The following is a 17,064-nucleotide window of genomic DNA, read 5'->3' as shown; positions in this document are numbered from 1 at the left end:
CGCGTTTGGCCTGCCAGGCGTACCGTTACTGCGCGTCAAAGATGCCGAAACGCTGGGTGACATCTGCTAGCAGATGTGACAAACCGGGCGCCTGTGGGTAGAACAAGGGGCGGCTACGACGGCGACGCATGACCCGGAACGGGACTCGGAACGGGAATCTTTACCGCCGACCGGACGTTGACCGGATGACGACGACAGCGACACCTGTCCTGTGGGCGACAAGCCCGGGAGGCACGATTCATGAGTGAGCGAGCTCTTCGCGGTACGCGCCTCGTAGTGACCAGCTACGAGACGGACCGCGGTATCGACCTGGCTCCGCGCCAGGCCGTGGAGTACGCATGCGAGAAGGGGCATCGTTTCGAGATGCCCTTCTCGGTCGAGGCGGAGATCCCGCCGGAGTGGGAGTGCAAGGTCTGCGGGGCCCAGGCACTCCTGGTCGACGGCGACGGCCCTGAAGAGAAGAAGGCCAAGCCCGCGCGTACCCATTGGGACATGCTGATGGAGCGGCGCACCCGTGAGGAGCTCGAAGAGGTCCTCGAGGAGCGCCTGGCGGTTCTGCGTTCGGGGGCGATGAACATCGCGGTTCACCCTCGGGACAGCCGCAAGTCTGCATAACTCCGCATACGAGTACACCGCGGGCGCCGTACGTGACCTTCACGTACGGCGCCCGCGGTTTCGTGTGTGCACGGACGCGCTCAGCGCGTCAGTGGCGGCCGCTGCTCCCCCGGCTCGGGCCGGTCCTCGCGGATGACCTCCCCCGGCACCACCTTGCCGTCGGGGCGGTGGATGCGGGCCTGCTGGAAGGCGTCGGCCAGGCCACCCGAGGCTGCCGTACGGATCCTCTTGTCCAGGGCGTTCTCGGTGAAGCGGCTCACGGCCCTCTGCACCGGCGGGAGCAGCAGGAGCAGCCCCGCCACGTCGGAGACCAGGCCGGGGATCATCAGCAGCAGGCCGCCGAGCATCATCAGGCCGTTGCCGCCCCCGCGCTCGGGCGAACCGCCACGCTGCAGCGCCTCGTTCAGGCTCTGGAAGGCGCGGCGGCCCGCCCGCTTGATGACCACGGAGCCGCCCACGAAGCCCGCGCCGAGGAGCAGGAAGACGGTGAGGCCGCCCGCCGCGCCCGCGACCAGGGTCAGCAGCCATATCTCCAGCGCCAGCCACACGGCGATACCCAGGGGCAGATACCTGCGCAGCCGGGAGCGCCGGGGCCGGGCGGTACGCGGAGAGGTCGGAGCGCCAGTCGTCATGCTCCCAGTGTGCCCGGGAGCGGCTCAGCGCGGGATAAGGGACTTGATCAGCCGGAGAAGTACTCCCCAGCGAGCCGGTGGTGCGCTGCACCCGGACCGCCGACGACCGCGCGATGCGCCTCTGGGCGAAGCTGGGGTTCACCGAGGTGGAGCGGTTCGAGGAGTACGGGGCGCCGAGCAGTGGTTCGGCGTGTGGTCATCGGTCACGCCGTCCGGTTGAGCCAGGGCGTGTCCTTCGAGGTCCTGCCGTCGGACTCCCGCCGTCCGCCCGAGGGGCAGGCGGGAGTGTGACGACAGGGCCTCTAGGCCTGCTTGCCCTTGCCGGTGACTTTGCCGACGCGGTCGCCCACGCCCCAGGCGGTGACCCGCCACAGCGCCTCGACGAGGATGTCCTTGCTCATCTTGGAGTCGCCGAGCTCACGCTCGACGAAGGTGATCGGCACCTCGACGACGTGGTAGCCGGCCTTGACCGCGCGGCGGGCCAGGTCGACCTGGAAGCAGTAGCCCTGCGAGGCGACCTCCTCCAGCCCCAGACCCTCCAGCGTCTCGCGGCGGAAGGCACGGTAGCCGCCGGTGATGTCGCGCAGCGGCAGGTCCAGGGCGAGGCGGGAGTAGAGGCTGCCGCCGCGGGAGATGAACTCGCGGGACCTGGGCCAGTTCACCACCCGGCCGCCGGGCACCCAGCGGGAACCGAGCACCAGGTCGGCGCCCTTGAGGGCGGTGAGCAGGCGGGGCAGTTCCTCGGGCTGGTGCGAGCCGTCGGCGTCCATCTCGACCAGCACGCCGTAACCGCGTTCCAGGCCCCAGCGGAAGCCCGCGAGGTAGGCGGCGCCGAGGCCCTCCTTGCCCTTGCGGTGCAGCACCTGGACGTGGTCGTCCCCGGCGGCCAGTTCGTCGGCGAGCTTGCCGGTGCCGTCCGGGCTGTTGTCGTCCGCGATGAGTACGTGCGCCTCGGGGACGGCCTCGCGTACCCGGCCGACGATGCTCTTGATGTTCTCCGCCTCGTTGTAGGTCGGGATGATCACCAAGGCCGTGCCGAGCGGACCGAACTGCCTCCCCTGGGCCTTGGCCGCGCGGGTCCCGTCGCCGTCGTTCACTGCTGCCCCTTCATGTTGTACGCAGGGATCCACCATAGTGGCCGCGCCCTGGGATGACGTGCCGACTCGTTCGCGTGGTGGTGTCGATTCCACAAAAGCGGGGTAAGGACACCTGTTTCGGCACCTGCGGTCCGCGGCGGATGGGGGCCCCGGCGCCCTTCGGGCCGACCTTGGACCCGCTGGCTGCGGATCGACCGAAAGCCGTTGTCTACTGAGCGCCCGGGCCCCACCCGGGTCACACCCTGCCGACCGGCCGGAACGATCCCTCGTCGGCGCGGGCCCTGAGCCTGGCTCCCAGTGACGGTGCCCCGGTGCGGCACACCGTCCCTGACCCAGCGGCGCTGCGACGAGTTGCGTGAACACTCCCCGGTCGGGCGTCCGGTGGTGGACTCGGCCGAACCTACCGGCCCCCGGCCGCCGACTGTCAACAGCCTCCTGACCTGCTCGAACTCAGCCTTCCCAGCGGTGAGCCGAAAGGATGCGCAGGTCGGGCGACGGGGCGGCCGGGGACGATCACCGCCGCGCCACCCCGGGAGATCACTCGCCCGGCCGTACGAACACCGTCCGTCCGCCCACCACCGTGCGCAGGCAGACCGGCAGGTCGCGGCCCGGCGTGAGATCGGGCAGGCCGGGGGTGCCGGAGCGGGGGTCGGTCGACCAGCGCGCCACCCGGTCGTCGGGGGCCTGGACGATCAGCTCGTCGGTGCGCCAGACCGCGTAGTCGGCGGGTGCGCCGGGGACCAGGACCCCGGCGTCGTCCCGTCCGACGGCCCGCCAGCCGCCGCGCGTATGCGCGGTGAAGGCGGCGCGGACGGAGACCCGGTGCTCGGGCGTGTGATGGAAGGCGGCGGCACGGACCGTGCCCCAGGGGTCGAGCGGGGTGACCGGGCTGTCGGAGCCGAAGGCGAGGGGCACACCGGCCCGCAGCAGCGCCGCGAAGGGGTTGAGGGCGCGGGCCCGCTCGGCGCCCAGGCGCTGGGCGTACATGCCGTCCTCGCCGCCCCACAGCGCGTCGAAGGCGGGTTGTACGGAGGCGATCAGGCCGAGCTCGGCGAAGCCGGCGACGGTCTCCGGGGTGAGCATCTCGGCGTGCTCGACGCGGTGCCGGGCGGCGCGGACGCGGGCGAGGCCGCATTTCTCGGCGGCGGCGCGCACGCCCTCGACGACGGCGGTCACGGCGGCGTCCCCGATGGCGTGGAAGCCGGCCTGCAGGCCCGCCTCGGTACAGGCGACGACATGGGCGGTGATGGCGTCGGCGTCCAGGTAGGCGGTGCCGGTGTGGCGGGCGTCGGCGTACGGCTCGTGCAGGCAGGCGGTGTGCGAGCCGAGGGCTCCGTCGGCGAAGAGGTCGCCCGCGGCGCCTGCGGCGCCCAGGTCCCGTGCCTTCTGGACGTCCTGTTCGGCCCAGTAGCCGACGACACGGGGGCCGGGGGCCTCGGCGCCGAGCTTCAGCAGACCGGTGAAGTCGTCCTCGGAGGAGATCTGCGGACCGCCGCACTCGTGTACCGAGCCGATGCCGAGAGAGGCCGCGTGCGCGAGGGCGGTGCGCTGTGCCTCGGCGCGCTGGGCGGGCGTGATGGCGGCGAGGGCGGCCTCGCGCACGAGGTGGTGGGCGTTCCGGGTGAGCGGGGTGTCCTCGCGCGGCACGTCCCCGGGGATCAGGTCCAGCAGGGCGGTGGTGACGACCGCCGAGTGCACGTCGATACGGGACAGGTACAGGGGACGGCCGCCGGTGGCCTCGTCCAGTTCGGCCCGTGTGGGCGGGCGGCCGCCGGGCCAGCGGGCGGCGTCCCAGCCGTGGCCCAGCAGGACCCGGTCGCCGGGACGGGCGGCGGCGAACTCGCGGACCAGGGCGAGGGCCGCCTCCAGGGAGGGGGCGCCGGACAGGTCGAGGCCCGTCAGGGCGAGACCGGTCGCGGTGGTGTGCACATGGGCGTCGGTGAAGGCCGGAGTGACCAGGGCACCGTCGAGGTCGACCACCTCGTCCACACCGCCGGCGAAGGCGTCGGCGGCGCCCTCGGAACCGACCCAGGCGATCTGGCCGCGCTCCACCACCATCGCGGTGGCGAAGGGGTCGGCGGGGCTGTGCACCTCCCCGCGACGCAGGAGAACGGTCTTGGGCTCGGCGGACTGCTCACTCATGCCCGACAGTCTCTCGCGTGCGCGGGGCAGGCCGGGAACCGGGGCGGCGCGCCCTGGGCGCGGGGGCCCGGCCTCAGATCTTCGGCGGACGCGCCTCGTACGGCGTCGAAAGGACGACCGTGGTCCGCGTGGAGACCCCGGCCAGGGAGCGCAGGCGGGCCAGCAGCTCCTCCAGCTCGTGCGGGGTGGCCACGCGCACCTTGAGGATGTAGTTCTCGTCGCCGGCGACGCTGTGGCACGCCTCGATCTCGGGGACGTCGGCGAGCCGGTCCGCGATGTCGTCGGGAGCGCTGGGGTCGAACGGTTTCACCGAGATGAACGCGGTGAGCGGCAGGCCCACGGCCTCGGGGTCGACCACCGCGGCGTAGCCGCGGATGACGCCACGCTGTTCGAGCCGGCGCACCCGCTGGTGCACGGCTGACGTGGACAGGCCCGTGGCCTTGCCCAGGTCTGTGTAGCTCATCCGCCCGTCCGTGACGAGCAGCTGCACGATCTGACGGTCCAGCTCCTCCATGGCGCCAAAACCTACAGTGCGCCTGATCTCCACGGATAGCCGAGAGCGCAGGTCATAGCCGGTTCGATACAAAAAGCACCGAACCGGTCTCCGAACGGGCATCTGCGCATGGCATGTGACGAACACCACACGCTTCGAACAGGCTCCGTGATGTTCTCGTGATTACCGCCGAGACCGGACGGGAAGTGCTTGCTGTGGTCGAGGCCGCAGCGCCTTCACGGCCCAGCCTTAGGGGGAGAAACCCATGCAGAGTGTTAAGCGCCCTGGTCGATCCGCGTCCAAGCGGCAGCAGCCGGTCGTCGAGCCCGAGCCGGAGGGCGTCGAACCCGACGCCCTCGACGACGAACTGGACGCCTACGACACCTTCGAGATGTACCGGGTGATCTGCCCGGACTGCGCGCAGCCGATCGCGCTGCTGGCGGACGAGGAGGTCCTGCCGGAGCACGCGTTGTGCGCCTCGCCGTGGAACCCGTTCGGGCTCACGGTCTGTGCGGGCACGGGCCGTGCGGCGGCCGACGCCCGCCCCGCGGACGAGTCCTTCACACCGCAGGAGCAGGACACCGCCCTGCTGCTGACGCTCCCCCAGGGTCTGAACTGGCGGACGCAGCCCTTCTCGCACGTCGGCGGCCCGGGCTCGCGCCCGATGCGTGTACCGGCGATGCGCAGCCAGGCCGCTGCCTAGGTGCCGGGACGCCGTCCCTCCCGAAACGCACCTGACGGTAGGCGGCAGCTCTTCCTCGCGGAGCAGGCGCAGCCACCGGAGCGGTTCCCGGACCTCGACGCGCAGCGGGTTGCCGGCGAGCGGCATCCGGTCGTCGCCGAGCGGGTCCCAGGCGCGGAGGGCGTGCAGGGCGTCCCGCACGCGGCATGTGGCGTAGGTGTCGATCACGCCCGGGTCGGGGGCACGCCGGGGCCGGGGGATGGGCGGGGCGCGGCCCGCGCGTGTGCGCCCGATCGGCGACGGGGACCAGCGGGGGAACCCGACGTCGTCCGTGAACTGACGCGCGATTCGGCCGAGGGGTAACCTCTCCGGCCTGCCCCGCGTTCCTCTGGCATGACCCCCTTGCACTCGGCCACCGGGCGTCAGCGCCGCATCTTCGTCCCCCGCCCGGCAGAATCGGTTCCGCCGCCGCCCGCACCGCAGGACCCGCCCATCTTCCGCGACCTGATGCGCGCCTGGGCCGACAGGGGCCGCACCCTGCCGGGCCGCCACGACCCGGAGTGGGTCAGGCTGGCGGCCCCGACGGTCCTCGCGGGCCAGTTCAGCGACCCTCGGGTCCCACCACCTGACGGGCGATGACCATCCGCTGGATCTGGTTGGTGCCCTCGACGATCTGCAGGACCTTCGCCTCGCGCATGTAGCGCTCGGCCGGGAAGTCGGCGGTGTAGCCGTAGCCGCCGAGTATCTGCACGGCGTCCGTCGTGACCTTCATGGCCGTGTCGGTGCAGTGCAGCTTGGCCATGGCCGCCTGCTTCGCGAACGGCCTGCCCGCGTCGCGCAGCCGGGCGGCCGCGAGGTACAGCGCGCGGCCGGCCTCGATCTGGGTCGCCATGTCGGCGATCATGAAGCGCAGGCCCTGGAAGTCGGCGATGGGCCGGCCGAACTGCCGGCGCTGGGTGGCGTAGGCCACCGCCTCGTCCAGCGCGGCCTGGGCGAGGCCGATGGCGCAGGCCGCGATGCCGAGCCGTCCTGAGTCGAGGGCGGACAGGGCGACGGAGAAGCCCTGGCCCTCCTCGCCGATACGCCGGTCGTCGGGGAGCCGGACGCCGTCGAGGTGGACCTGTGCAGTGGGCGAGCCCTTCATGCCCATCTTCTTCTCGGGCGCAGCGCCACTGAGGCCCGGCGCGTCGCCCGGCACGAGGAAGGCGGTGATCCCGCGCGGGCCGTCCTCGCCGGTGCGGGCCATCACGGTGTAGAAGTCGGCGATGCCGCCGTGCGTGATCCATGCCTTGGTGCCGGTGATCAGCCAGTGGTCGCCGTCCCGGACGGCTTTGGTACGCAGGGCGGCTGCGTCGGAGCCGGAGGACGGCTCGGAGAGGCAGTACGCCCCGAGCAGGCCGCCGCCGAGCATCGCGGGCAGGTGCTCGACCTGCTGCTGCTTGGTGCCGTAGGTGGCGAGCGCGTAGGAGGCGAGCGTGTGCACGCTGACACCGAGGCCCACGGTGAGCCGTGCCGCGGCCAGCTCCTCCAGCACCTGGAGGTACACCTCGTAGGGCTGGTCGCCGCCGCCGTACTCGGAGTCGTACGGCAGGCCGAGCAGGCCGGACTCGGAGAGCAGGGTGAAGACCTCGCGCGGGAAGCGTCCCGCGTCCTCCTCCTCGGCGGCCGTCGGCGCGATCTCGCGCCGGGCGATCTCCCGGACGAGCGCGAGCAGATCTCTCGCCTCGTCCGTCGGCAGTTGACGCTCCACCGGCTGCGGGTCGCGGTCGGGCATGGCGTCGGTCTCCTCCCTGTTCGGGCACCGGCGGTCCGGCCCGTTGGGTGGGGGCGGCCCGCCTGATCGTTCCGGTCGGCCGTAGGTGCCCGCTCCCGGGTCTCGGAAGCTGCTGACCAGCGGCTGTGCGCTGTGAGTATGCCCGATCGGCGGCCTTCCGTCACCAGTTAACGACCGCTTACTTCAGGAATCCGGTGCACCGGCCCCGCACCGCCGAAATTGGTACGAACCATTGACCTACTGGTCTAGTCCTCCTACTGTGCATGACCAACGCTTTACCGCGTTCATGCCAATCGGCGCGCGTTCCCCTCTCCCCCACGAGGAGCCACCCGATGCACTCTCCCCATCGCCCCCGCCCCTGGTGCCGGGCGCTCGTCTCCGCCGCGTGTTCCGCCGCCCTCGGCGCCGGCCTACTGGCCGGCGCGGGCACCGCGTCCGCGGCCGCTCCCGCCGCTCCGCAACTCAAGGCCGGCTCGAAGGTCGTCGGCTACTTCACCGAATGGGGCACCTACGACCGCAAGTACCACGTCAAGAACATCGAGACCTCGGGCTCCGCGGCCAGGCTGACCCACATCAACTACGCGTTCGGCAACGTCACCGGCGGCAAGTGCGCGCCGGGCGACTCCTACGCGGCCACCGACCGCGCCTACACGGCCGCCGAGTCGGTCGACGGCGTCGCCGACACCTGGGACCAGCCGCTGCGCGGTAACTTCAACCAGCTGCTGAAGCTGAAGAAGAAGCACCCGGGCCTGAAGGTCCTGTGGTCCTTCGGCGGCTGGACCTGGTCCAGCGGCTTCGGGGAGGCCGCGAAGAATCCGGCCGCCTTCGCCCAGTCCTGCTACGACCTGGTGAAGAACTCCAAGTGGGCGGGCGTCTTCGACGGCATCGACATCGACTGGGAGTACCCGAACGCCTGCGGCAGCACCTGCGACACCAGTGGGCGGGAGGCCTTCAAGAACCTGATGGCCGCCCTGCGCTCGAAGTTCGGCTCCGGCAACCTGGTCACCGCCGCGATCACCGCGGACGGCACCAGCGGCGGCAAGATCGACGCGGCGAACTACGCGGGCGCCGCCCAGTACGTCGACTGGTACAACCCGATGACGTACGACTACTTCGGCGCCTGGGACGCCGCCGGCCCGACCGCGCCGCATTCCCCACTGGACTCCTACTCCGGCATCCCGAAGGCGAACTACTCCACCTCGGCGACCGTCTCCAAGCTCAGGGGCCTCGGCATCCCGGCCGCCAAGCTGCTGCTGGGCATCGGCTTCTACGGGCGCGGCTGGACCGGTGTCACACAGGCGGCGCCCGGCGGCACGGCGACCGGACCCGCGGCGGGGACCTACGAGCAGGGCATCGACGACTACAAGGTCCTCAAGACCAAGTGCCCGGCGACCGGGACGGTGGGCGGCACGGCCTACGCCAAGTGCGGGAACAACTGGTGGAGTTACGACACCCCGGCGACCATCGCCACGAAGATGACGTACAAGAACCAGCAGGGTCTCGGCGGCACCTTCTTCTGGGAGCTGAGCGGCGACACCGCGAGCGGTGAGCTGATCAAGGCCATCAACTGATCCATCCCACGGGGGACTTGGGAGCGGAGGACCACGAGCCTCCGCTCCCCTGCGTGTGTCAGTTGTCGCGGCGGGCCGGGGGCGGGGCCGGGTAGGCCGGGTCCAGCTCCTCGATGGCGCGCAGCGCTCCGCCGAGCGTCTTCACCAGCAGCTCGCACATGGTCTCGCGGGACAGCTCGGGGCGGGCGATCCACTCCAGGGTGGCACCCTCCACGCCGCACACCCAGGAGAGCAGGCCCATACGCGCGAGCGGGGCGAGTGGCGCAGGGCGGCGGCACGCTGCTGAGGCATATTCAATTTCGACCTGGTCTGGGAGGTCGGTGAGACCTCCGCGGTATGTCGGAACATGCCGCCCGGTGAGGCTGGAGTCAGAGCAGACCCAGCTGGGTCACGAACATCGCGGTCACCACGACCAGCACCCAGCCCATGACGTGCTCGAGGATCTTCGGGCCGTCTTCCTGGGGGCCGCCGGTGCGGACGCGGGTGGCGGTGGCCGAGTGTGCGGTCATGGTTTCTCACAGAGGTCGGACGTACGGAGGGGGGTCCCCCACCCATTTGTCCACCTTGCCACCCGCGACGGCGTTTGCGGCAGAGACGTTGCTCACAACAGGACGGGTCAGCGCACGCCCACCGCGGCGAGCGCCTTGCACTGGCGCGGGCTCGGGTGGGCCGGGAAGTAGAGGTAGCAGACCCCTCCGGTGCCGGAGACGACCTTCCCGGAGGCGTTGTACCGCTTGGTACGCAGCCAGATGTTCTCCCACTCCCGGCGCAGATAGACCCGCCGTACCGCCTCGTCGCTCGGCGAGGCCGGGTCGTTGGCGATCACGTCGCCGTCGGCCGTGAAGCCGATCACGGTCATCAGGTGGCCGGAGGTGCCGTAGCCGGCGCCGGTCAGCTCGCTCTTGAGGAAGGACTGGGACGTTATGGCCGGGATGCCGGCCGCGATCAGTGTCTCCAGGTCGGTGAGGGAGGCGAGCCGGGTGACCACGCCCTGGAGGCCCGCGTAGGTGGCCGCGTAGGCGGCGTTGAAGGGCCAGTTGCCGCAGCCCTGGTACTGGTGGTCGTAGGTGAAACGGGCGGCGTGGTCGACTTGCGGGTCGGCGTAGGAGGGGTCCACCCAGGACAGCTGCTCGGGGGTGAGCCGGCCGCCCCAGTACTCGATGATCATCTGCGAGGAGGTGGGGCTGCACCACGCCTCGCCGCCGTTGTCGTACTGCGGGTACTGGCCCTTGTGGATCTCCTGCGAATAGCGCGGGACGGCCAGTTCCTGGGCGAGACCGGGAGTGGAGGCGGGGACGGTGAAGCGGTCCGGGATGTCGGAGCCCATCGCGCCGAGCCGCCAGACGGTGGGGGTGAGATGCGTGCCCGGCTTGCGGTACAGAGTGAGGCGCAGCCGGTACGACGTCAGGCGCAGGCCGGTGCTCGCGTCGTCGATGGAGAAGGTGTCGGTCCAGATGGTGCTCTTGCCATCGGTCTGGTCGTCCACCGAGGTCCGCTTGATGTCCTGATCACCGGACGCCCAGCGGCCCAGCACGTACCAGGGGGTGTCGGTGCCGTCGGAGTAGGTGCCCCGCAGCTCGACCTGGAGCCAGGTGCCGTCGGGGGTGTGCGCGTTCCAGGAGGCGACGACCTCGGTGGCGGGGACGGTGAGCCGGTGGACCGGGGAGGTCCAGGTGGCGTACTCCCAGGTGGCGGTGGTGCCGGTGTGCGGGTCGGTGTAGTCGCTGCGGCCTGCGGGGACGCCGATCACGAGGCCGGGGCGGTGACCGGAGACGGCCCGGGTGCCCTGGGCGGTGCCGGAGCGCCACTCGCGGTGGGTGGTCCAGGCGTGGTAGTCGATCGGGCGGGCCTGCGTCTGGTCTGGGGCGTCGGTGGCGGACGGCTGCGCGGCGGCGGCAGCGGGGGTCGCCGCTCCGGTCACCGCCGCGGCGACGGCGACGGCCAGGACGGTTCTGCGGGACGGCTGTTCGGCTCTGCTCATGGGCGCGCTTACCCCCCAGGTGTCCGAGTCGGGGTTGGTCCGGTGCACGGTCGTGCGCCAACTATGGATCAGGCGGCATGCCCCTGCCAGCACTTCGGCGCATGCCGCGCCATGAATATTGGTCTCGGCCACTGAAAGGGGTTTCCCCGGGGTGCGCGAAGGCCCCGGCGCGGGCGAGGGTGCCGTGCGCCGGGGCCAGGTGGCCGCGCGGGTCGGACCAGGCGGTCCGGGGAATCGACCGGGCGGTCCGGGGAATCGGGCCGGAGGGTCCTGGGAGTCGTACCGGGGGGTCCGGGCGGCCGGAACCGGAGGGTCCGGGACCGGCCCGAGTGGCCGGTCGGGTCAGATCAGGTCCATCGCGGCGACCTCGTCGGGACGGCCGTAGCTGACCGGGCCCTGGAAGCGGCGGCGGGCGGTGGCGAACCACCACACCGTGGCCACGAGCAGGACGACGGCGAGGGCGATCGGCGCATAGTTGAAGGAGTCGACGGTGATCGGCGAGGCCTGCGGCAGCATGAACAGGACGCTGCTGAGCAGGATCCAGATCACCGCGAGCCAGCCGATCGGCCGGCCCCAGCGGCCCAGCTGCCAGGGCCCGGGCTGGAACGCGTCACCGAGCCGGAGTCGCAGGAAGATCGGCACGGCGTAGGCGAGGAAGAGCCCCACCACGTTGACGCTGACGATGGCCGTGAAGGCCGTGTGCGACCACCAGCCGGGCACCACGAGGGCCAGCGAGCAGCCCACCGCGAGCCATACCGCCTTCACGGGGGTGCGGGTGCGCAGCGAGACCGTGTGCCACCAGCGGGAGCCGGGCATGGCACCGTCCCGGGAGAAGGCGAAGATCTGCCGGGTGTTGCTGGTGAGGTTGGCCAGACCGCAGAAGAGCATCGCGCCGATGACGATGAGGAGCATGACCTTGGCGGTGCCGAGACCGAGGCCGTCGATGAGAATCTGGACGGGGGGCGTACCCGCTCCGGCCACCTTGGCGTAGTCGTTAATGCTGTAGACCAGTGCCAGCATCAGGATCAGACCGGTGATCGCCGAATAGCCGATGGCGCGGGTGATCCCCTTCGGGGCGTTGACCGTCGCGCCGACCGTTTCCTCGGACATGTGGAAGCTGCCGTCGAACCCGGTGAAGGTCCAGCTGGTGACGAGCAGGCCGAGCATGCCGCCGTAAAGGCCGTTCGTGAAGCCGGTGTTGTTCTCGAAATGCGTGACGAAGGACGCCGGCTGATGATGATCGGGCATCACTATGAGTGCGCCCACGATCACGACGAGTCCGATCAGCAGCCACCACACGGAAATGCGGTTCAGTATGGCGACGAGCTGGACGGTGTAGGTGTTGGCGAGACCCTGCAGCACGATGATCAGTGCCGTGATCAACACCGTCTGGTGCGCGGTCGGCTGGTAGGAGGGCCACTGCAGCTGCACGAACGCCTGGATGAAGGAGGCGGCCGCGTAGCCGGTGGCGGCGGTGCCGCCGATCTGGCCCACGAAGTTCAGCCAGCCCGTGAACCAGGACCAGGCGCCCTTGTGCCGCTTCGCCAGTTTACCGGCGGAGAAATACAGGGCACCGCTCGTCGGATAGGCCGAGGCGACTTCCGCCATGGCCGCGCCGATGAGCAGCACCATGACGGAGACGCCGATCCAGCCGAATACGAGAATACGGGGGCCACCCGCATTCATACCGAACCCGAAGGACGAGAAAATACCCGAGAGAATATTGATGATGGTGAAGGAGATCGCGAAGTTGTCGAACGCCTTGAAGCGCCGGGTGAGTTTTCGCGGATAACCCATCGCGTGCAGGGTCGCGTCGTCGTCGAGCACGACCGCGTCTTCGCCCGCGCGACCCTTCGCGCGTGGCGCCGATGTCCGTTCCGACACAGATCGGCCTTTCTCTCGATGGGGGAATGGGGGGACGAGCGAGGGTCAGACGGGTCCCGGGACGGGCAGCCCGCAGGCGCGCCGGGCCCGGGAGAGCTGTTCGACGGGGTCGCCGAAGGCACTCCAGGGCATGCGCGAGGCATACGGGCCCATCGCCGTGAAGACCGCCCGGGCCTCGAACTCCCGCTGGGCCATGACCAGCGCGTGCGCGAGGTAGGCCAGGTCGAGCACCGGGGTGAAACGGTAACCGGCCACCGCGGGCAGCCAGTTGTGGTAGATCGCCAGCGCGGTGGAGCGCCACTGGGGCTGTTCCCAGACCCGGTCGGCGAGCAACTGGGTCGGGTTGTAGCTCTCCACCAGGGCCACCAGGGGCAGCAGCCGGAGGGCGGAGTCGGAGGGCGCCCGCTGGCTGAGGAAGGCGGCCACGTCCCAGGCGGCGTTGACCGAGCCGCCGTAGCGGGTGAAGAAGCAGGAGAGGAAGCGGTGATGGGCTTCGCGGTGCCACGGGTCCAGGGACAGGATGTGCGCGAACAGCCGCCAGGGTCCCGGCGGGGCGGTGAGCAACCCCTGCGGGGCCGGGTCGCGCAGCCGGTGCAGCCGGGCCATGGACAGCTTGGCGACCCAGGGGGTGGGGTCGCCGGGGGCCAGGGCGGCGGCGCGGTCGCAGGCGGTCAGCGCTATCCGCTCCAGCGGCTCGGCGCGCTCGTCCCGCGCGTCGGCGGCCCGCAGCGCGCGCTGCACCGCGACCCGTGCCCACATCAGCGCCGCCTCGGGCGTCGGCTCCTCGGCCAGCCAGCGCTCCACCAGATCGGTGCCGGCCGCCTCGGAGGCGAGCACCAGCGAGCGGTGGGCGCGCAGCGCGAAGTCGGAACGCGTCTCGGCGAGCACCTCGTACGCGTGTCGATAACGTCCGGCGCGCACATCGACGCAAACGCTTGCTAGGACACGGTCGTCGGCCGCCGGATGCCATACATAGTGCCCTTCGAATAACTCCGCGGCCATGTCCACCCGCCCGTCCCCGTTCGACGCATCACAGTTGCGCAGGAGGCACCTTACTCAGTGACGGGCACACCCGAAACGCCGAATTCGACATATCGGTCAGGGGATTCGGATTGTTTATCAGTGCGATTGACTGGCTGCCAGCCGATGGTTCAAATCGTGACGTCTTCCGTCCAGATGGCGCGGGTGGCCCGGAGACTATGGGCCCCTACTAGACTGCTGCCGGAAAACACCCCCACATCGCACCACATCTGGGAATCGCCATTCACGACCTCGCCGCCCGGCTGCGCCGGCTCCCGCCCTCCGTGGGGCCGGTCCGGCTGATCGGCGTCGACGGGCACGCCGGCTCCGGAAAGTCCACCTTCGCCGCGCGGCTGGCCGCCGCGCTGGACGGGGCGCCGGTGCTCCACCTCGACGACATCGCCAGCCACGGGCAGCTCTTCGCATGGACCGACCGGCTCATGACCCAGGTGATCGAGCCCCTGGCCCGCGGCGAGAGCGCGCGCTACACCCCCTACGACTGGCGCACGCGCGCGTTCGGCGCGCCCCGCCCGCTGCCAACCGCGCCCGTGGTGCTGATCGAGGGCGTCGGTGCCGGCCGTCGTGCGCTGCGGCCGTACCTGGCGGGACTGCTGTGGATGGAGTTGCCGGCGGAGGAGGCCTGGCGGCGCGGCCGATCGCGGGACGGGGCGGGGCAACAGGAGTTCTGGGACGACTGGGTCCACGCGGAGCGTGCGCACTTCGACGCCGATCCTTCGCGCCCCCATGCCGAGCTGCTGGTGCTTCAGAAACCTGAGGGATATGAGGTGCTGCCGGGGCCGGCGGCACCTCCCGAACCCGACCACAGCGCTACTGAGAGTGAGGGGCCGTCGCCAATGTGGTGGGGTGGGGAAGAGCCTGGCGGGCCAACTTGTCCGTAGTGCCTCAACTGTGCTTGACCTGGGTCCCGTACAGGACTTACGTTCTGAATGTGCGGCCGCCAGGAGCCGCCCGCGTACGCGAAGCCCCCGGTTGTTCCCCCGTGACCGGGGGCTTCGTTCTGCCCGCGGCCGGGCGCCCGGCGCACCGGTGCGATCACCCTCGGTCACGAAATGGCGTGCGCCCCATCTGCTTCCACCTCGTCAAACGGCCTGTGCGCGCCCTTCGGCACGTGGTCGGCCCGCGGGTACGATGCCCTCGGTGCGACCTCGAGCGGCTGCCTCGCGCACCTGCAACTCCGGTCCGCGGCACAGCGGTTCGACCGCGGCGGCCGTCGGGCGACTGCCCGGTGGTGAACCACGGGGGCACGGTCTGTGGGGGGACGGGATGGACTTCGGCACGCAGGGCCGCGAGGCCCCGGCCGACCTCGCCTGGCTGCGAGGTGTGGACGCCTACACGATGGGCGCCTACCCGCAGGCCGAGGAGGAGTTCCGCACCGCGGTGCGGATGGACCCGGGGATGGCGGACGCCTGGCTCGGGCTGCACGCGCTGCGGGTCGACACGACGACCGCGCTGCTCCGGATGTTCCGGCACCGTGAGCGCTTCGGTGAACAGCGCGGCCGGCACCGCAGGGCCCTCAACTCCTGGTACTGGCTCGGCTGGTGGGTGCAGCCGGTGCTGGAGAGCCCGCGCGATCTGCTGCTGGCGCACGCCTCGCACTGGCTGGACGGACGGCATGTGCCCGAGCTGGACCGGGCCCTCGCCGGGCTGCCCCCGGTCGACACCGATCCGCAGGTTCGCTTCCTGCACGCCTGCCGCTCCTACCTGGTCAAGGACTGGGACCAGCTCGTCCGGCACACCGATCCGCTGCTGGACGATCCCCTGCTCGGCATCGAGGCGGGCCTGTTCGGCGGCATGGCCCGGGTGCGGCTGGAGATGTACGGGCAGGCCGAACCCCTCCTGTCCACGGCGCTGATGCGTTGCCGCAGCGAGCAGCCGCAGCGCAAGGAGCTGCGGTACTGGCTGGCGCGCGCCCACGAGGGCACGGGCCGCTCGGCCGCCGCGCTCCCCCTGTACCGGGCGGTGCACCGGGTCGACCCGGCCTTCATGGACACCTCGGCGCGGCTCGCCGCGATCGCCGAGGGCGACGGGTACGACGCGGCCGACCTCGCCGCGATCTCGCTGACCGGTGCCGGGCAGGACACCATGGACGGGCCGGACGGGTTCGATCCGCTCTTCGGCACGGAGGGCCGGGATCTGCGGCTGCCGGAACCGGATCTGCCGACGGGCCCCCTGCCGTCGGTGGGCGATCCGGCGGTGCGTGTGAAGACGGGGGTGGTGTCGTCCCCGATTCCCGCCGGGCCGACCGATCCGGACCTGCTCGAGGAGGCGCTCACCGAGCTGGAGCGCATGGTGGGGCTGGAGCCGGTCAAGCGCCAGGTCAAGGCGTTGTCCGCGCAGTTGAACATGGCCCGGCTGCGGACCGGGCAGGGGCTGCCGGTGCAGCCTCCGAAACGGCACTTCGTCTTCTCCGGGCCGTCCGGGACCGGGAAGACCACGGTCGCGCGGATTCTCGGACGGGTGTTCTACGCGCTCGGCCTGCTCGGCGGGGATCACCTGGTGGAGGCCCAGCGGGCCGATCTGGTCGGCGAGTACCTGGGGCAGACGGCCGTGAAGGCCAACGAGCTGATCGACTCCGCGATCGGCGGGGTGCTGTTCGTGGACGAGGCGTACTCGCTGTCCAACTCCGGGTACGGCAAGGGGGACGCGTACGGCGACGAGGCGCTGCAGGTGCTGCTCAAGCGGGCCGAGGACAACCGGGACCACCTGGTGGTCATCCTGGCCGGCTATCCGGAGGGCATGGACCGGTTGCTGGCGGCGAATCCCGGGCTGTCCTCCCGCTTCACGACCCGTGTCGACTTCCCCTCCTACCGACCGCAGGAACTCACCGAGATCGGGAAGGTGCTGGCTTCGGAGAACGGGGACGGGTGGGACGAGGAGGCGCTGGAGGAGCTGCGGTCGATCGCCGGGCATGTGGTCGATCAGGGGTGGATCGACGAGTTGGGGAACGGGCGGTTCCTCCGGACGCTGTACGAGAAGAGCTGTGCGTACCGGGATCTGCGGTTGTCGACGTACGCCGGGTCGCTGTCACGGGCGGATCTGGCGACGCTGCGGTTGCCGGACCTGATGCAGGCGTATGGCGAGGTGCTGTCGGGGCGGGGGCCGCAGGATCCGTCTTCTCTTTAGGTGCCCGATGCCGTCGCCGGGCGGGGGGC

14 protein-coding genes and 2 pseudogenes are annotated in these 17,064 nt (G+C 71.0%); 6 read left to right on the top strand and 10 right to left on the bottom strand.

The window, feature by feature from the left end; all coding sequences use genetic code 11:
- The first annotated feature begins 240 nt into the window (after positions 1 to 240).
- A complete protein-coding gene (locus tag ABZ079_RS12435; protein ID WP_003977404.1) occupies positions 241 to 615 on the top strand; it encodes an RNA polymerase-binding protein RbpA in 375 nt (124 codons plus the stop codon).
- An 80-nt stretch (positions 616 to 695) separates the two neighbouring features.
- On the opposite strand, the gene fxsA is transcribed toward ABZ079_RS12435, so the two are convergent.
- Positions 696 to 1,247: an FxsA family membrane protein gene (gene fxsA, locus ABZ079_RS12430; RefSeq protein WP_356939358.1), complete on the bottom strand. Its 552-nt coding sequence runs from the start codon at positions 1,245 to 1,247 to the stop codon at positions 696 to 698.
- Between the two features lie 62 nt (positions 1,248 to 1,309).
- On the opposite strand from fxsA, the pseudogene ABZ079_RS12425 reads away from it, so the two are divergent.
- A pseudogene (locus ABZ079_RS12425) lies at positions 1,310 to 1,467 on the top strand (GNAT family N-acetyltransferase); the annotation flags it as partial.
- Between the two features lie 82 nt (positions 1,468 to 1,549).
- Here ABZ079_RS12425 and ABZ079_RS12420 read toward each other — a convergent pair.
- From ABZ079_RS12420 to ABZ079_RS12410, 3 genes are all read right to left on the bottom strand, one after another.
- Positions 1,550 to 2,344, bottom strand: a complete 795-nt coding sequence (locus ABZ079_RS12420) for a polyprenol monophosphomannose synthase (protein ID WP_356939357.1) — start codon at positions 2,342 to 2,344, stop codon at positions 1,550 to 1,552.
- A gap of 537 nt (positions 2,345 to 2,881) precedes the next feature.
- Positions 2,882 to 4,486: an amidohydrolase gene (locus tag ABZ079_RS12415; RefSeq protein WP_356939356.1), complete on the bottom strand. Its 1,605-nt coding sequence runs from the start codon at positions 4,484 to 4,486 to the stop codon at positions 2,882 to 2,884.
- Positions 4,487 to 4,559: 73 nt separating this feature from the next.
- Positions 4,560 to 5,000, bottom strand: a complete 441-nt coding sequence (locus ABZ079_RS12410) for an Lrp/AsnC family transcriptional regulator (protein ID WP_356939355.1) — start codon at positions 4,998 to 5,000, stop codon at positions 4,560 to 4,562.
- A gap of 244 nt (positions 5,001 to 5,244) precedes the next feature.
- Between ABZ079_RS12410 and ABZ079_RS12405 the strand changes: the two genes are divergently transcribed.
- On the top strand, positions 5,245 to 5,682 hold the full coding sequence (locus ABZ079_RS12405) for a hypothetical protein (protein ID WP_356939354.1): 438 nt from the start codon (positions 5,245 to 5,247) through the stop codon (positions 5,680 to 5,682).
- 580 nt (positions 5,683 to 6,262) lie between these two features.
- Here ABZ079_RS12405 and ABZ079_RS12400 read toward each other — a convergent pair.
- On the bottom strand, positions 6,263 to 7,435 hold the full coding sequence (locus ABZ079_RS12400; protein WP_356939353.1) for an acyl-CoA dehydrogenase family protein: 1,173 nt from the start codon (positions 7,433 to 7,435) through the stop codon (positions 6,263 to 6,265).
- A gap of 332 nt (positions 7,436 to 7,767) precedes the next feature.
- On the opposite strand from ABZ079_RS12400, the gene ABZ079_RS12395 reads away from it, so the two are divergent.
- Positions 7,768 to 9,006 (top strand): glycoside hydrolase family 18 protein, encoded by a 1,239-nt coding sequence (locus tag ABZ079_RS12395; RefSeq protein ID WP_356939352.1) that lies wholly within the window; start codon positions 7,768 to 7,770, stop codon positions 9,004 to 9,006.
- A 58-nt stretch (positions 9,007 to 9,064) separates the two neighbouring features.
- On the opposite strand, the pseudogene ABZ079_RS12390 reads toward ABZ079_RS12395, so the two are convergent.
- The 5 genes and pseudogenes from ABZ079_RS12390 to ABZ079_RS12370 form a co-directional block, all read right to left on the bottom strand.
- Positions 9,065 to 9,265 (bottom strand): annotated as a pseudogene (locus ABZ079_RS12390) (TetR family transcriptional regulator); the annotation flags it as partial.
- A 109-nt stretch (positions 9,266 to 9,374) separates the two neighbouring features.
- Entirely contained in the window at positions 9,375 to 9,515 is a 141-nt protein-coding gene (locus ABZ079_RS12385; protein ID WP_356939351.1) for an SCO1431 family membrane protein, read from the bottom strand.
- A 107-nt stretch (positions 9,516 to 9,622) separates the two neighbouring features.
- The gene (locus ABZ079_RS12380; RefSeq protein ID WP_356939350.1) at positions 9,623 to 10,987 is read right to left on the bottom strand and encodes a peptidase C39 family protein; all 1,365 of its coding nucleotides are present in this window, start codon (positions 10,985 to 10,987) and stop codon (positions 9,623 to 9,625) included.
- Positions 10,988 to 11,329: 342 nt separating this feature from the next.
- Positions 11,330 to 12,871, bottom strand: a complete 1,542-nt coding sequence (locus ABZ079_RS12375) for an amino acid permease (protein WP_356939349.1) — start codon at positions 12,869 to 12,871, stop codon at positions 11,330 to 11,332.
- 45 nt (positions 12,872 to 12,916) lie between these two features.
- Positions 12,917 to 13,873 carry a hypothetical protein gene (locus ABZ079_RS12370; protein WP_356939348.1) on the bottom strand — a complete coding sequence of 319 codons (957 nt, stop codon included), beginning with the start codon at positions 13,871 to 13,873 and terminating at the stop codon, positions 12,917 to 12,919.
- 260 nt (positions 13,874 to 14,133) lie between these two features.
- Between ABZ079_RS12370 and ABZ079_RS12365 the strand changes: the two genes are divergently transcribed.
- Both ABZ079_RS12365 and ABZ079_RS12360 read left to right on the top strand, forming a co-directional pair.
- Positions 14,134 to 14,790, top strand: a complete 657-nt coding sequence (locus tag ABZ079_RS12365; protein WP_356939416.1) for a hypothetical protein — start codon at positions 14,134 to 14,136, stop codon at positions 14,788 to 14,790.
- 385 nt (positions 14,791 to 15,175) lie between these two features.
- Entirely contained in the window at positions 15,176 to 17,035 is a 1,860-nt protein-coding gene (locus ABZ079_RS12360) for an AAA family ATPase (protein WP_356939347.1), read from the top strand.
- The last annotated feature ends 29 nt before the right edge of the window (positions 17,036 to 17,064 follow it).

The organism is Streptomyces sp. NPDC006314 (assembly GCF_040613075.1).
Classification (GTDB): domain Bacteria; phylum Actinomycetota; class Actinomycetes; order Streptomycetales; family Streptomycetaceae; genus Streptomyces.
This window is presented reverse-complemented; position numbering and strand designations above follow the sequence as displayed.

What these genes read in the sequence shown, in the direction of transcription:
- ABZ079_RS12435 (WP_003977404.1), top strand. Translation starts at nt 241, where the DNA reads ATGAGTGAGCGAGCTCTTCGCGGTACGCGCCTCGTAGTGACCAGCTAC.
- fxsA (WP_356939358.1), bottom strand. Translation starts at nt 1,247, where the DNA reads ATGACGACTGGCGCTCCGACCTCTCCGCGTACCGCCCGGCCCCGGCGC.
- ABZ079_RS12415 (WP_356939356.1), bottom strand. Translation starts at nt 4,486, where the DNA reads ATGAGTGAGCAGTCCGCCGAGCCCAAGACCGTTCTCCTGCGTCGCGGG.
- ABZ079_RS12410 (WP_356939355.1), bottom strand. Translation starts at nt 5,000, where the DNA reads ATGGAGGAGCTGGACCGTCAGATCGTGCAGCTGCTCGTCACGGACGGG.
- ABZ079_RS12405 (WP_356939354.1), top strand. Translation starts at nt 5,245, where the DNA reads ATGCAGAGTGTTAAGCGCCCTGGTCGATCCGCGTCCAAGCGGCAGCAG.
- ABZ079_RS12400 (WP_356939353.1), bottom strand. Translation starts at nt 7,435, where the DNA reads ATGCCCGACCGCGACCCGCAGCCGGTGGAGCGTCAACTGCCGACGGAC.
- ABZ079_RS12395 (WP_356939352.1), top strand. Translation starts at nt 7,768, where the DNA reads ATGCACTCTCCCCATCGCCCCCGCCCCTGGTGCCGGGCGCTCGTCTCC.
- ABZ079_RS12385 (WP_356939351.1), bottom strand. Translation starts at nt 9,515, where the DNA reads ATGACCGCACACTCGGCCACCGCCACCCGCGTCCGCACCGGCGGCCCC.
- ABZ079_RS12380 (WP_356939350.1), bottom strand. Translation starts at nt 10,987, where the DNA reads ATGAGCAGAGCCGAACAGCCGTCCCGCAGAACCGTCCTGGCCGTCGCC.
- ABZ079_RS12370 (WP_356939348.1), bottom strand. Translation starts at nt 13,873, where the DNA reads ATGGCCGCGGAGTTATTCGAAGGGCACTATGTATGGCATCCGGCGGCC.
- ABZ079_RS12360 (WP_356939347.1), top strand. Translation starts at nt 15,176, where the DNA reads ATGGACTTCGGCACGCAGGGCCGCGAGGCCCCGGCCGACCTCGCCTGG.